Origin of the sequence: Paracidovorax wautersii, from assembly GCF_031453675.1 — a bacterium.
GTDB lineage: Bacteria > Pseudomonadota > Gammaproteobacteria > Burkholderiales > Burkholderiaceae_C > Paracidovorax.
On the sequence record NZ_JAVIZX010000001.1, the window covers coordinates 2,877,256 to 2,892,014 of the forward strand.

15 protein-coding genes are annotated in these 14,759 nt (G+C 70.5%); all 15 read left to right on the top strand.

Features of this window, described 5'->3' with window-relative positions:
* Positions 1-32 precede the first annotated feature (32 nt).
* Entirely contained in the window at positions 33-602 is a 570-nt protein-coding gene (cobO, locus tag QE399_RS12965; protein WP_309829197.1) for a cob(I)yrinic acid a,c-diamide adenosyltransferase, read from the top strand.
* 174 nt (positions 603-776) lie between these two features.
* Positions 777-1,526, top strand: a complete 750-nt coding sequence (bluB, locus tag QE399_RS12970) for a 5,6-dimethylbenzimidazole synthase (RefSeq protein ID WP_405043646.1) — start codon at positions 777-779, stop codon at positions 1,524-1,526.
* Positions 1,519-2,514 (top strand): adenosylcobinamide-phosphate synthase CbiB, encoded by a 996-nt coding sequence (gene cbiB / locus QE399_RS12975; protein WP_309829198.1) that lies wholly within the window; start codon positions 1,519-1,521, stop codon positions 2,512-2,514. Before bluB ends, cbiB begins: the two co-directional genes overlap by 8 nt.
* 2 nt (positions 2,515-2,516) lie before the next feature.
* Positions 2,517-3,539, top strand: a complete 1,023-nt coding sequence (locus tag QE399_RS12980) for an aminotransferase class I/II-fold pyridoxal phosphate-dependent enzyme (RefSeq protein ID WP_309829199.1) — start codon at positions 2,517-2,519, stop codon at positions 3,537-3,539.
* A gap of 81 nt (positions 3,540-3,620) precedes the next feature.
* Positions 3,621-4,409: a HipA family kinase gene (locus tag QE399_RS12985; protein WP_309829200.1), complete on the top strand. Its 789-nt coding sequence runs from the start codon at positions 3,621-3,623 to the stop codon at positions 4,407-4,409.
* Positions 4,396-4,791, top strand: coding sequence for a DUF3037 domain-containing protein (locus tag QE399_RS12990; protein ID WP_309829201.1), 396 nt, complete (start codon positions 4,396-4,398; stop codon positions 4,789-4,791). The genes QE399_RS12985 and QE399_RS12990 overlap by 14 nt, the downstream gene beginning before the upstream one ends.
* A 113-nt stretch (positions 4,792-4,904) precedes the next feature.
* Complete coding sequence (budC, locus tag QE399_RS12995; RefSeq protein WP_309829202.1) at positions 4,905-5,696, top strand: meso-2,3-butanediol dehydrogenase; 792 nt, start codon at positions 4,905-4,907, stop codon at positions 5,694-5,696.
* A 180-nt stretch (positions 5,697-5,876) separates the two neighbouring features.
* Entirely contained in the window at positions 5,877-7,337 is a 1,461-nt protein-coding gene (locus QE399_RS13000) for a cobyric acid synthase (RefSeq protein WP_309829203.1), read from the top strand.
* 72 nt (positions 7,338-7,409) lie between these two features.
* Positions 7,410-8,477, top strand: a complete 1,068-nt coding sequence (gene cobT / locus QE399_RS13005) for a nicotinate-nucleotide--dimethylbenzimidazole phosphoribosyltransferase (RefSeq protein ID WP_309832092.1) — start codon at positions 7,410-7,412, stop codon at positions 8,475-8,477.
* Positions 8,478-8,664: 187 nt separating this feature from the next.
* Complete coding sequence (locus tag QE399_RS13010; protein WP_309829204.1) at positions 8,665-9,741, top strand: ABC transporter ATP-binding protein; 1,077 nt, start codon at positions 8,665-8,667, stop codon at positions 9,739-9,741.
* A gap of 77 nt (positions 9,742-9,818) precedes the next feature.
* Positions 9,819-11,111: an ABC transporter substrate-binding protein gene (locus QE399_RS13015; protein WP_309829205.1), complete on the top strand. Its 1,293-nt coding sequence runs from the start codon at positions 9,819-9,821 to the stop codon at positions 11,109-11,111.
* Between the two features lie 216 nt (positions 11,112-11,327).
* Entirely contained in the window at positions 11,328-12,239 is a 912-nt protein-coding gene (locus tag QE399_RS13020; protein WP_309829206.1) for an ABC transporter permease, read from the top strand.
* 2 nt (positions 12,240-12,241) lie between these two features.
* On the top strand, positions 12,242-13,129 hold the full coding sequence (locus QE399_RS13025) for an ABC transporter permease (RefSeq protein ID WP_309829207.1): 888 nt from the start codon (positions 12,242-12,244) through the stop codon (positions 13,127-13,129).
* 17 nt (positions 13,130-13,146) lie between these two features.
* Entirely contained in the window at positions 13,147-13,878 is a 732-nt protein-coding gene (locus QE399_RS13030) for a GntR family transcriptional regulator (RefSeq protein ID WP_309832094.1), read from the top strand.
* A gap of 18 nt (positions 13,879-13,896) precedes the next feature.
* Entirely contained in the window at positions 13,897-14,640 is a 744-nt protein-coding gene (locus tag QE399_RS13035) for an aspartate/glutamate racemase family protein (RefSeq protein ID WP_309829208.1), read from the top strand.
* Positions 14,641-14,759: the final 119 nt, after the last annotated feature.

The window sequence follows — 14,759 nt, forward strand, 5'->3', positions numbered from 1 at the left end:
ACAGAACCAACGCCCCTTTTTCTTTTTCTTTTATGCAGATAGAGACCCCACCCGCGGAGCGCCGCTCCGACAAGCCCGACGGCGAGCGCCGCGGCATCGTGCTGGTGCACACCGGCAATGGCAAGGGCAAGAGCACGGCCGCCTTCGGCCTGGCCCTGCGCGCGCACGGCCGGGGCAAGCCGGTCAAGATCTACCAGTTCATGAAGGTGCCCACGGCCCGCTTCGGCGAGCACCGCATGTTCGAGCACCTGGGCATTCCCATCGAAGGCCTGGGCGACGGCTTCACGTGGAAGAGCCGGGACCTGGACCACTCCGCCGAACTGGCGCGCGAAGGCTGGCAGCGCGCCCGTGCGGCCATCCTGGGCGGCGAGTTCTTCCTGGTGGTGCTCGACGAGATCACCTACCCGCTGATCTACGGCTGGCTGCCCCTGCAGGAGGTGCTGGACGTGCTGCGCGACCGCCCGCGGCACGTGCACGTGGTGCTCACCGGCCGCCGCTGCCCGCAGGAGGTGATCGACGTGGCCGACACGGTGACCGAGATGGCGCTGGTCAAGCATGCCTTCCAGGCGGGGGTGCCGGCGCAGCGGGGAATAGAAGACTGATGAACACCCCCCTGAGCGGCTGCGCCGCTTCCCCCCGCTCTCGCCGCACTTTGTGCGGCGGGCAGGGGGACGCCGCCGGTGGCCCGGCCGAGCCGGTTCCACGGCGTCCGCTGGCATGGCCTGCTCCGCGGCCACTCGACTGCGAGGGCCGCGCCGCAGGGTGCCGCGGAAGCCATGACAGGTGAGAAACCCATCGTGAGTATTGAAGAAGAATCCACAGGTCCCGGCGTGGGCCAGCCCTACAGCCCGGCCGAGCGCGCCGCGGTCTACCGCGCCATCCGGGAGCGCCGCGACATGCGGCATTTTGCAGGTGGCACGGTGGCGCCCGCGGTGCTGGAGCGCCTGCTGCGCGCCGCGCACCTGGGGCCCAGCGTGGGCTTCATGCAGCCGTGGCGCTTCATCCGCGTGACCGATGGCGCCTTGCGGGAGCAGCTGCACGGCTGCGTGGAGGCCGAGCGCCAGTGCACGGCCCATGCGCTGGGCCAGCGGCGGGAGGACTTCCTGCGGCTCAAGGTCGAGGGCGTGCGCGATGCGGCCGAGCTGATCGTGGTGGCCCTGGCCGACGGGCGCGAGGCGCATGTGTTCGGCCGGCGCACGCTGCCGCACATGGACCTGGCCTCGGTGGCCTGCGCCATCCAGAACCTGTGGCTGGCGGCGCGGGCTGAGGGGCTGGGCATGGGCTGGGTGTCGCTGTTCGACCCGGCTGCTGTCGCGCGGTTGATGGGCATGCCGGAAGGTGCGGAGCCGGTGGCTCTGCTGTGCCTCGGCCCGGTCCACGACTTCTATGAGGAGCCCATGCTCCAGCGCGAGCGCTGGGCGCGCCGCGCGCCGCTGGCCAGCGTGGTGTTCGACAACGCTTGGGGCCAGCCGGCGCCTTGGCTGGAGGAGGGCGGTGCGGCGGCGGAGGATGCTGCCCATGGTTGACGCCGCCGGATCGCTGCTGGCCGCGCTGTGGCTGGCCATGCCGTGGATGGCGGTGCCGGCGCTGGCCCTGGCCGTCGACTGGTGGTGGGGCGAGCCGCGGCCGGCCCTGCACCCCGTGGTCTGGATGGGCAAGGCTCTGCACGGCTGCGCCGCGCAGGTGGCCCCCACGCAGGTCCGCACGGCGGACTACGCGGCCTTTGCGCGCGGCGCCGTGGCATGGCTTGCCCTGGCCGCGCTGGTGGTCGGCGTGGCCTGGGGGCTGCAGCAGGGGCTGCGGCAGCTGCATTGGCTGCTGGCCGTGCCGTTGACGGCGCTGCTGCTCAAGCCGCTGCTGGCCTGGCGCATGCTGCGCGACGAGGTGCTGCAGGTCGAGGCGGCGCTGGGCCGCTCGCTGCCGCAGGGGCGCGAGCGCCTGTCCTTCCTGGTCAGCCGCGATGTGCAGAGCCTGGGTGCCGTGGAGGTGCGCGAGTCGGCCATCGAGTCGCTGGCCGAGAACCTGAACGATTCGGTCGTGGCGCCGCTGTTCTGGTTCGCGCTGCTGGGGCTGCCCGGCGCGGCGCTGTACCGCTTCGCCAATACGGCGGACGCCATGTGGGGCTACCCTGGCATGCGCGGTGCGCGCTACTGGCAGTGGGCGGGCAAGTGGGCCGCACGTGCGGACGATGCCCTGTCGTGGCTGCCCGCCCGCATCACGGCGTGGTTGCTGAAGCTGTGCGCCCGCGGCGTGCGCTGGGCGTCTATCGCCCGGCAGGCACGGCGCACGCCATCGCCCAACAGCGGCTGGCCCATGGCGGCCATGGCGCTGGCGCTCGACATCCGCCTGCGCAAGCCCGGCGTCTACACGCTGCATGGCCGCGGGCGCCAGGCCGCGCCGCTGGACACCCGCCGCGCCGCCACGCTGGCCGCCGAAGCCGTGCTGTTGGCAGTGCCCGCCACCGCGCTGGGCGTGCTGCTGCGCGAAGGGTGGCGGCTCGGGACGGGAGGCTGACGATGGCTGGCTGGAGTCTTGCCGAAGGCGTGCCCGTGCACGGCGGCGCGGACGCGGCCGGCGTGCCGCTGCATGACTTTTCCACCAACAGCAATGCCTGCGGGCCGTGTCCGCCCGCGTTGCAGGCGCTGCAGCAGGCCGATGCATCGCACTACCCCGATCCGGCCTACGCCGCGCTGCGCGAGCGGCTGGGCGGTTTCCACGGGGTGGAGGCGGGGCGCATCGTCATTGCCGGCAGCGCCAGCGAATTCATCCACCGCATCACCGCCCTGGCCGTGCGCCGGGGGGCGCGGGCAGTCTCCCTGCCAGAGCACGCCTATGGCGACTACGCCCGTGCCGCGCGCGCCTGGGATTTGGCGCTGGTGCAGGGCGCCGCCCCTCCCGCTGCGCCGGGCCTGCAGTGGGCATGCGAGCCTTCCAGCCCCCTCGGCCGGGCCGACGACGCGTTGGCCGACTGGGCGCAGGCCGGCCCGGCAGCGCCGGGGCTGCGGGTGGTGGACTGCGCGTATGTGCCGCTGCGGCTCGATGGCCAGGCGCCGGCATGGCCCGCCGCGGCCTGGCAGCTGTGGACCCCCAACAAAGCCCTGGGGCTGACTGGTGTGCGTGCGGCCTATGCCATCGCCCCGGCCGGCGGGCCAGCGGCCGATATCGCTGCGCTGCAGGCGCTGGCCCCGTCCTGGCCGGTGGGCGCCCACGGCGTGGCGCTGCTGCAGGCCTGGACGGAGCCGACCGCGCAGCGCTGGCTGGCACAGTGCCTGCCCACGCTGCAGGTCTGGAAGGCGCGCCAGCAGGCGTTGTGCGCATCGCTGGGCTGGGGCGTGCTGCCGGGCAGCCTCGCCAACTATTTCGTCGCGAGTGTGGACTCGGCGGGCGCGGCCGCCGATCTGCCGGCTGCTCTGGCGCGCCTGCGCGCGCAGGGCATCAAGCTGCGCGACTGTGCCTCCTTTGGTTTGCCCGGGCATGTCCGGCTGGGGGTGCTGCCGCCTGCCGCGCAGGACGCACTTGCGCGCGCCTGGTCCGCGTGAATTGCCGCGGTGTCCGCACGCCCCCGCAGCCTTTCGCATCCCGCTACGATGCCGGACTTGCCGCCAGGAGGACTGCGCACCGTGCGAACCATTACCGTCAACCGCTATGTCACGCCGCTGCGCGAAGGCGGTTCCATGCCCGCTGTCGTCGAAGGTGACGACCTGGGCCTGTACGTGCTCAAGTTCCGCGGCGCGGGGCAGGGCGTGCGTGCACTGCTGGCCGAGATCATCGCCGGTGGCATCGCCCGCGCGCTGGGCCTGCCGGTGCCGGAGATCGTGCTCGCCGAGCTGGACCCGGCGCTGGCGCAGACCGAGCCGGACCCCGAGATCCAGGACCTGATCCGCGCGAGCGGCGGGCTCAACGTGGCGCTCGACTATCTCTCCGGCGCCGTCAATTTCGATCCGGCGGTGGATCGGGTGCCGGCCGGGTTCGCGTCTTCCCTCGTCTGGTTCGACGCATTCGTCGGCAATGTGGACCGCACGGCGCGCAACACCAACCTGCTGATGTGGCACCGCCAGCCCTGGCTGATCGACCATGGCGCGGCGCTGACCTTCCACCATGCCTGGAACGGCACCGTGGCCGTACCCGCCAAGCCCTTCGCGCCCATCGCCGACCATGTGCTGCTGCCGCAGGCGGACGACTTGGCGGCGGTGGACGCCGGCCTGGCCGCGCGGCTGCCCGCCGCGGTGCTGCAGGCCATCCTGGCCGAGGTGCCCGATGCCTTTCTGGCGCAGGCCGGGGCCGACGCGTCGGAAGGGCCGCTGGCCGATCCGGCGCGCCACCGCCAGGCTTATGTGGACTACCTCACCGCGCGGCTCGCCGGGCGGCAGGGCGGCTGGCTGCAAGGAGCGATCGATGCACGCGGCTGATGTGTACGACTACGCCATCGTGCGTGTGGTGCCGCGCGTGGAGCGCGAGGAATTCATCAACGCCGGCGTGATCCTGTCGTGCCAGCGCACCGGCTTCCTGCAAGCCGCCGTGGCGCTGGACGAGGCGCGCCTGCTGGCTCTGCACCCGCAAGTGGATCTGGAGACCGTGCGCCGCCACCTGGACGCCATCGTCGCCATCTGCGCGGGCGAGCCCGGCTGCGGCCCCATTGCCCAGTTGCCGTACCGCGCACGCTTCCACTGGCTGACGGCGCGGCGCAGCAGCATCATCCAGACCTCGCCCGTGCACACCGGGCGTTGCACGGATGCGGCTTTGGCGCTGCAGCACATCATGCGGCGCATGGTCCTGTGCGGCCCTGGCTGACAGCCGTATCGGCCCTGGCAGACACCCCACGACGCGTTCCGCGCGGAGCATGGACGGCACACGGCACCCCATCGCGGGGTGCGCTCGTCCACCCCTCTCCGAAAGGTTCTGCCATGGCCCCCACGCCGCCCGCTCCCATCCCTGATCGCTTCAAGGACAAGGTCGTCATCGTTACCGGCGCCGGCTCCGGCATCGGTGCCGCCACGGCCCGCCGGTTCGCCGCCGAGGGCGCGCGCGTGGTGATCGCCGACCTGACGGCCGACAAGCTGCAGGCCACGGCGAAGGACCTGCCCGCCGAGCGCACCCTGGTGCAGCCCACGGACGTGAGCCGCTATGAAGAGGTTGAGCGGCTGGTGTCCGCGGCCGTGGAACGGTTCGGCGGCGTGGACGTGCTGGTCAACAACGCCGGCATCGCCGTGCAGGGCAAGGTCACCGAGGCCAGCCTGGACGACTGGACCAAGATCCTGGCCACCAACGTGTCCGGCGTGTTCCATGGCGTGCGCGCGGCCATGCCGCATCTGCTCAAGACGCGCGGCTGCGTGGTCAACACCTCGTCGGTGTCGGGCCTGGGCGGGGACTGGGACATGAGCTTCTACAACACCTCCAAGGGCGCCGTCTCCAACTTCACGCGGGCGCTGGCGCTGGACTACGGCAAGCAGGGCGTGCGCGTGAATGCCGTGGCCCCGAGCCTCACCTTCACCGGCATGACGCAGGACATCAAGGAGGACGAGGCGCTGCTGGCCAAGTTCGCCGAGCGCATCCCGCTGGGACGCGGCGCGGAGCCGGAAGAGATCGCCTCGGTCATCGCCTTCCTGGCCAGCGACGATGCCCGCTTCGTCACCGGCGTGGTGCTGCCGGTGGATGGCGGCGTCTCCGCCTCCAACGGCCAGCCACCGCAGGCGTGACCGGGCACGCCATGGCCTGCCGCCATGGCGCCCGCACCGCGCGGCAGGCGTTGAGATCGTCAACACGGTCCAGTGACTCGGGGACAATAGCGGCATGCGCATGTTCCCCCCTCCAGCCGCCGCCGCGGCCGTAGCCGATACCGGCACCATTGCACACGCGCTGGGCCGCGTCGGCGCGCGATGACCGCGCGCTGTGTGATGGTGCTGGGCACCTCCAGCGGCGCCGGCAAGAGCTGGCTGACCACCGCGCTGTGCCGGTGGTTCAGCAACCAGGGCCTGCGCGTGGCGCCGTTCAAGGCGCAGAACATGAGCAACAACGCCCGGGTCGTGGCGGGGCCGCAAGGGCGCTATGGCGAAATCGGCAGCGCGCAGTACTTCCAGGCCCTGGCCGCGCGCGCCGAGCCCGATGTACGGATGAACCCGCTGCTGCTCAAGCCCGAGGCCGACACCCGCAGCCAGGTGGTGCTGCTGGGCCAGGTGGATGCAGCGCTGTCCGCGCTGCCCTGGCGCGGGCGCAGCGCCCGCGTGTGGCCGCAGATCGCAGCGTCGCTGGATGCGCTGCGGGCCGAAAACGACGTGGTGGTGATCGAAGGCGCCGGTTCCCCGGCCGAGATCAACCTGCATGCCAGCGACGTGGTGAACATGCGCGTCGCCCGCCACGCGCAGGCCCGCTGCCTGCTGGTGTCCGACATCGACCGTGGCGGCGCCTTCGCCCACCTCTACGGCACCTGGGCGCTGCTGCCCGAAGACGAGCGCGCGTGGATCGACGGCTTCGTGCTCAACAAATTCCGTGGCGACCCGGCCCTGCTGGCCCCGGCGCCGGAGATGCTGCGCGAGCGCACCGGCGTACCGGTGGTGGCGACCGTGCCCATGCAGTGGCACCACGGCCTGCCCGAGGAAGACGGCGTGTTCGACGACCGCAGTCATACGTCGGGTGCCGTGCACACCACGGTGGCCGTGGTGGCCTATCCGCGCATCAGCAACCTGGATGAATTCCAGCCGCTCAAGAGCGTGCCGGGCGTGCGCCTGGTGTGGGCGCGCAGCCCGGCCGCGCTGGCCGGCGCCGACTGGGTGGTGCTGCCTGGCTCCAAAGCGACCGCGGCCGATCTGGCCTGGCTGCGCGTGCAGGGGCTGGATGCCGCCATCGCCGCACATGCAGCGCGCGGCGGCCGCGTGCTCGGCATCTGCGGCGGCCTGCAGATGCTGGGCGAGGCGCTGATCGACAGCCATGGTGTGGACGGCAATGCACCCGGCCTGGGCCTGCTGCCGCTGGTGACCCAGTTCGCGCCCGAGAAGACCGTGCGCCGCGCACAGGCCACCTGGGGCGCGGTGCATGGGCCCTGGCGGGCGCTGGCGGGCACGGCCGTGCAGGGCTATGAGATCCACCACGGACAGACGGCCCAGCACCCCGCGATGGCCACTGGCGGCGACCTGGCGCACGAGGTGATTCCCGGCCTGGCCTGGCAGAACGCCACGGGGCAGGTGCTGGGCCTGTACCTGCACGGGTTGTTCGAGGATCCGCAGGCGCTGCAGGCGCTGTTCGGCGCGGGCGTGCCCACGCTGGACCATGTGTTCGAGCGGCTGGCCGCCGGCGTGGACCGCTGGTTCGACAGCGGGTGGCTGCAGTCGCTGCGCCCTTGAGGCGCGGGATAGCCTGCACCTGCCACCACCGCATCCTGATTTCTTTTAATGGTTGACATGACGAAAGACCGCATGACCGCGTCCCTGGCCCTTCCCGAGATCGCTTCGCTGCACGACGGCGCGCTGGCGACCCGTCTGCAATACGTGCTGGACCACAAGACCAAGCCCCTTGGTGCGCTGGGCCGGCTGGAGGCGCTGGCGCTGCGCATCGGACTCGTCCTGGGCCGCGAGGCGCCGGCCCTGGTGCAGCCACAGATGCTGGTGTGCGCGGCGGACCATGGCCTGGCGGCGCGGGGCGTATCGGCCTACCCGAGCGACGTGACCTGGCAGATGGTCGAGAACTTCCTGGCGGGCGGCGCGGCGGTGAGCGTGCTGGCGCGCCAGCACGGCCTGGCCCTGACCGTGGTGGACTGCGGCGTGGCCCGGGCCATCGGGCCCCGCCCGGCCGTGCCGGGCACGCCCCGCCTGGAGTCGCGCCGCGTCGCCGCCGGCACGGCCGATGCCTCGGCAGGCCCGGCGATGACGGCCGCCGAGTGCGCTCAGGCCCTGGCCAACGGCATGGAGGTGGTGCGCGGACTTCCGGGCAACGTGCTGCTGCTAGGCGAGATGGGCATCGGCAACACCTCGGTGGCGTCGCTGCTGCTGGCCCGGCTGTGCGGACTGGACCTGAACGACTGCACGGGCGCCGGCACGGGGCTGGATGCAGCGGGCATCGAGCGCAAGCGGGCTGTGCTGCAACAGGCGCTGGACGCCAATGCCGGCGCACGGGAGCCGCTGGATGCGCTCGCCGCGCTGGGCGGCCTGGAGGTGGCGACGCTGGTGGGCGCCGTGCTGGAGGCGGCCCGGCTGCGCCGCGTGATCGTGGTGGACGGCTTCATCACCAGTGCGGCCGTCCTGGTGGCCAGTCGCCTGCAGCCGCATGTGTTGGAGCGCTGCGTGTTCGCGCACCGCTCCGGCGAGCGCGGCCATGCCCTGATGCTGGAGCAGATGCAGGCCGAGCCGCTGCTGGATTTGGGCCTGCGGCTGGGCGAGGGCTCGGGCGCCGCACTGGCCTGGCCGCTGCTGGAGTCCGCCTGCCGGGTGCTGCGCGAGATGGCGAGCTTCGAATCCGCCGGCGTGGCGGGCCCGTCGGCCGCCTGACCGGAGACGGGCGACGGGGCGCCGCGGTGGGGCGGCTGCCTCGCCGTGGTGCAGCCCGTCCGGCCCCGGGGCATGCACGGCCGCGGTGCACTGCCGCGTGCCACCGGCGATGTTCCCTGCCTTTGTATACAAAATGGTGCAGGGATTGCGTTCAAAACCTGGCACATGGCTTGCGTACAGGCCGGCCATGGACGCCTCCACCCCTGCAGCGGCCCCTGCCGCGATCGAGATCGTCGCCCTGACCAAGCGCTACGCGCAGGGAAGGCCGGCCGTCGATGGCATCAACCTGCGCATCGCCAGCGGCAGCTACTGCTGTCTGCTGGGTCCGTCGGGGTGCGGCAAGAGCACCACGCTGCGCATGATCGCCGGGCACGAGTCGGTGACCAGCGGCGATGTCCTGCTGGACAACCGCAACATCACCGACCTGCCGGCGGCGGCGCGCGGCACGGCCATGATGTTCCAGAGCTTCGCGCTGTTTCCGCACCTCACGGCGCTGGACAACGTGGCGTTCAGCCTCAAGATGAAGGGCGTGGCCAAGGCGGAGCGCCAGGCCCGCGCCCGCGCTCTGCTGGAGCGCGTGGCCATGGGGCACCTGGCCGAGCGCAAGCCGGCCGAGCTGTCGGGCGGACAGCAGCAGCGGGTGGCCCTGGCCCGGGCGCTGATCACCGAGCCGCGCGTGCTGTTGCTGGACGAGCCCCTGTCCGCGCTCGATCCCTTCCTGCGCATCCAGATGCGGGCGGAACTGCGCCGCTGGCAGCAGGAGCTGGGGCTGACCTTCATCCACGTCACGCACTCCCAGGAAGAGGCCATGGCGCTTGCCGACACCATGGTGGTGATGAACCACGGCCTGATCGAGCAGGTGGGTTCCCCGCACGAGGTCTACAACCGGCCCGCAAGCGAGTTCGTCGCCCGCTTCATGGGCGGCCACAACGTGATCGACACGCCCGCCGGAAAGATCGGCGTGCGCACCGACCACCTGCAGATCGCCCGCACCGCTGAGGCGTTGCCTCCGGCGTCCAGCCACATGCGCGCCGTGGTCACCGATGTGGAATACCAGGGCACCTACGTGCTGCTGGGCCTGCAGAAAGCGGGCGCGGCGCTGTCGTCCCATGCCACCGCCGAGTACTCGGTGATGGTGTCGGAGGCGGCCTTCGCCGCCAGCCCGTACCAGGTGGCCGACGAAGTGCTGCTGCACTGGACCCAGAGCCACGCGCATGCACTGGGGCCTGCGGCCGCCGCCGCCGCCCACCTGGCACCTGCGTGACGGCCTGACGCGCCTCCCTCTCACTTCACTTTCCCTTCTCCCACTGTCCTCCGTTTTCAACCCAAGGAGCTTTCACCATGTCCGATGTGCTCGCAGAATCCACCGCCACGCCTGTCGCCCCCGCTGCGGGTGTGCAGCGCCGCTCGTTGCTCAAGGGCACGGCGGGCATCCTGGCCGCAGGGGTCTTTCCGGCGGTGCACTCGCAGGAGAAGATCGTGCTGCGCTACCTGGGCACGGCCGTGAACCAGGACAAGGCGATTGCCGAGCGCTTCGAGAAGGACACGGGCATCAAGATCCAGTACGTGGCCGTCACCACCGACGATGTGACCAAGCGCGCAGTCACCGCGCCCAACAGCTTCGACCTGATCGACACCGAATACTTCTCGCTCAAGAAGATCGTGCCCACGGGCAACCTCAAGGGCATCGACACCAAGCGCATCAAGAACGCGGACAAGATCACCCCGCTGTTCACGACCGGCACGGTGGCGGGCAAGGCGGTGGGCGACCAGGGCACGGCCCCCAAGAAGGTCATCTACCTGGAGGGCGAAAAGAGCAAGGTCTTCGCCAAGGCGCCGACGCAGTTCATGAGCCTGATCCCGACCGTGTACAACGCCGACACGCTGGGCATCCGGCCCGACCTCATCAAGCGGCCCATCAATTCGTGGGCCGAACTGCTGAACCCCGAATTCAAGGGCAAGACGGCGATCCTGAACATTCCTTCCATCGGCATCATGGACGCGGCGATGGTGGTCGAGGCCATGGGGATCTACAAGTACCCCGACAAGGGCAACATGACCAAGAAGGAGATCGACCTCACCATCAAGACGCTGATCGAGGCCAAGCGTGCCGGCCAGTTCCGCGCCCTGTGGAAGGACTTCAACGAGTCGGTGAACCTGATGTCCTCCGGCGAGGTGGTGATCCAGTCGATGTGGAGCCCCGCCGTGACGGCCGTGCGCACCAAGGGCATCGACTGCGCCTTCCAGCCGCTCAAGGAGGGCTACCGTGCCTGGGCCGCCGGCTTCGGCCTGCCGGCCACCTTGAGCGGCCGCAAGCTCGACGGGGCCTACGAGTTCATCAACTGGTTCCTGGATGGCTGGGCCGGCGCCTACCTGAACCGCCAGGGCTACTACAGCGCGGTGCTGGACACGGCCAAGGCCAAGATGGAAGCCTACGAATGGGCCTACTGGATGGAAGGCAAGCCGGCCGCGCAGGACATCAAGAGTCCCAATGGCGACCTGCTGGCCAAGGCGGGCAGCGTGCGCGACGGCGGCAGCTACGAGTCGCGCATGGGCGGCATCGCTTGCTGGAATGCGCTCATGGACGAGAACAACTACATGGTCCAGAAGTGGAATGAGTTCGTGGCGGCTTGACGGTACATCCCCCTGAGGCGCTGCGCGCCTTCCCTCTTCTCTCGCACTGGCGCGCGGGAAGGGGGACGACGCCAGCGCGGCGGGGCGGCCCTTGCGCGGCGTCTGCTGGCCTGGACTGCTCCGCGGCCTTCTGAATGTTGAGGGCGTGTCGCCTTGTGACAGCGCGCACGGTGCCTGAGGGTTGCCACGGTTTCTTCTTGATGTCAGGTGTTGCTCATGAGCACTGTCGTTTCTTCTCCTCCGTCCGCCGGTGGCACTGCCAAGGCTGGCATCGCCGCCTGGTGGCAGGCGGCGCCGCTCACGCTGGTGTTCGCGTTGTTCTTTCTGGTGCCGCTGGCGCTCATCCTGATGGTGAGCTTCTGGGACTTCAACGAATACGAGCTGCTGCCGGCGTTCACGGTCAAGAACTACCTTGCGGTCTTCGACGGCTGCGGCAACACCTCCGATATGTGCGTCACGCTGCGCACCTATCTCTCCACGCTCAAGTTCAGTTTCCTGGTGTGGCTCATCACCCTGGTGCTCGGCTTCGCGGTGGCCTACTTTCTGGCCTTCCATGTGCGCTCGTCGGGGATGCAGACGGTGCTGTTCGTGCTATGCACCATTCCGTTCTGGACGTCCAACGTGATCCGCATGATCTCGTGGGTGCCGCTGCTGGGGCGCAACGGGCTGGTCAACCAGACCTTGATCGACCTGCACCTGATCGAGACGCCCATCGAATGGCTGCTGTTCTCGGATTTTTCGGTGGTACTGGCCTTCGTGCACCTGTACACCATGTTCATGATCGTGCCGATCTTCAACAGCATGATGCGCATCGACCGCAGCCTGCTGGAAGCCGCCAGCGACAGCGGCGCCAGCGGCTGGCAGACGCTGTGGAACGTGATCGTGCCGCTCTCGCGCACGGGCATCATCATCGGTTCGATCTTCGTCATCACCATCGTCATGGGCGACTTCGTCACGATCGGCGTGATGGGAGGGCAGCAGATCGCCTCCGTGGGCAAGATCATCCAGGTGCAGACCTCGTACCTGCAGTTTCCGCTGGCGGCGGCCAACGCCGTGATCCTGCTGTCCGTCGTCCTCATGATCATCTGGGGCCTGACCCGCATGGTCGACATCCGCAAGGAACTGTAGCCATGCATGTCCGCGAATCCCGCCCCGCCAGCTTCTGGCCCCTGGCGATCGTTTTCGCCCTGTTCGTGCTGTTCATGTACGGCCCGATGCTGGTGATCTTCATCCTGAGTTTCCAGGGGCCCGAAGGCGGCCTCACCTTCCCGGTGCGCGGCGTCTCCTTGCATTGGTTCCGGCAGCTGGGCGAAGGGCTGGGGGTGGTGGACATCGGGGCGGCGCTGCGCCGCTCCCTGGGGCTGGGTGTCGCCGTCATGCTGTGCACGGTGGTGTTCTCGGTCCTGGCGGGGCTGGCATTCCGCAAGCGGCTGGCCGGTGGCAACACGCTGTTCTTCATCGTGGTGGCCAGCCTGATCATGCCGTCCATCATCGTGTCGCTGGGCATCGGCCTGGAGTTCCGCCTGCTGGACACAGGCATCAAGGCCGTGCTGGGCGGGCTGGGGCTGGAGAGCACCCTGGAGAACTTCGGCACGTCGCTTGGCCTGTTCACGTCGGCGCTGGGCGCCCACCTGACCTGGACGCTGCCCTTCGGGCTGCTGATCATGTTCGCCGTGTTCAACCGCTTCAACCCCGCCTACGAAGAGGCCGCACGCGACCTGGGCGCCACGCCCTGGCAGGGCTTCGCCCATGTGGTGCTGCCGCTGATCGCGCCGTCGGTGGTGGGCATCGGTATGTTCGGCTTCACGCTGAGCTGGGACGAGATCGCCCGCACCTCGCAGGCCATCGGCGACGTGAACACGCTGCCGCTGGAGCTGCAGGGGCTCACGTCCACCGTCACCACGCCGGCCATCTACGCCCTCGGCACCGTGACGACGGTGGTGTCTTTCGTGGTGATGGCGGTCACGCTGGGCCTGGTGTGGCTGCTGGGCCGCCGACGTGCCGGAGGCGCCGCATGAGCGTGGGCGTGGATGCAATGGCCGTGGGTGGGCCGCATTCGCCGGTGGGCGAAGAGGGCCTGCTGAGCGACAACGACATGTACGAGCGCATGGTCTCGGCCATCCTCGACCACCGCCTGCTGCCCGGCACCAAGCTGGTCGAGGACCGCCTGGCTGCGGCGTTCGGCGTCTCGCGCACGCGCGTACGGCCGGTGCTGGTGCGCCTGGCCAACGAGCAGGTCGTCACGCTCACGCCGCGCAAGGGCGCCTCGGTGGCGCAACCCAGCGTTCAGGAGGCCCGCGAGGTGTTCGAGGCGCGCCGGCTCATCGAGCCCCGCCTGGTCACGCTGTTCATGGGCGCGGCCACGGCGCAGGACGTGCAGCGGCTGGTGCAGTGCATTCAGGACGAAGACCAGGCGCGCGCCACGGGAGACATCCACCGCGCGATCCGCCTGTCCGGCGACTTCCATCTGCACATCGCCCAGGCGGCCGGCCACCAGACCCTGGGCCGCATCCTGCGCGAGCTGGTGTCCCGCACGTCGCTCATCCTCATGACCTACGGTCCGGCAGGCGCCCGCGAGCGCGACGAGGCCACGGCCTGCGGCTGCCGCGAGCACCGTGCACTGATCGACGCCATCCGCCTGCGCGATGCGCCCGAGGCGGCGCGGCGCATGCTGCAGCACCTGGAGCGGATCGAGTCGCAGCTGGAGTTCACACCGCCGCAGCAGGAGGTGCCCGATCTGGTGCGGCTGCTGGGCGGCCGGGGCTGAACCTCTCGGGTGAACACGATGCGTCAACTGCTGGTCATCAATCCCAATACCTCCGCCGGCGTGAGCGTGCTCTTGCAGCGCCACGTGCAGGCGGCCGCCGGGCCGCAGGTGCAGGTGCGTACTGCCACGGCGCGCTTCGGTGCGCCCTATATCGCGTGCGAGGCGAGCTACGCCGTGGCTTCGCACGCCGCCCTGGACGCGTGGGCGGCGGCCCTGGCGGACGGCCCCGCGCCCGATGCGGTGCTGGTCGGCTGCTTCGGCGATCCGGGGCTGATGGCCCTGCGAGAAAGCAGTCCCGTGCCCGTGACCGGCCTGGCGGAAGCCTCCTTCATCACCGCGGCAAGCCATGGACGCTTCGCCATCGTGACCGGCGGCGCCCGCTGGGGCCCGATGCTGCAGCGCGTGGCGCAGGCGCTGGGCCACGCGCAGGCCCTCGCGGGCATCCGCACCGTGGCGCCCACGGGCGCACAGTTGGCCGCTGACCCCATGGCCGCCCAGGCCCTGCTGGCGCGTGCCTGCGGCGATGCGGTGCGCGAGATGGGCGTGCAGGCGGTGATCCTGGGCGGCGCCGGCCTGGCCGGCATGGCCAGGGCCATCCAGCCGGAACTGGAGGTGCCCGTCATCGACAGCGTGGAGGCCGGCGCCCACTGGGCGCTGCATGGTCACGCAGAGGCTCCGGAGCGGGCCCGGCCGGCCTGCGATGTGGCGTGGGAGAGGGTGTCGCGCGAGCTGGCCGTCCTGGGGCTGCCGGCCGCCGGCTGAGGCAGCCGGCGCCCGGGCCACCCCCTGCACGGGCTCTGTGCGTCGCGTCTGCGCAGGCGATGCCCTGTGAGGAACGGGTTTGGCCGGGGATCTGCCGGCCGGACGCAGCGCCGGGCGGG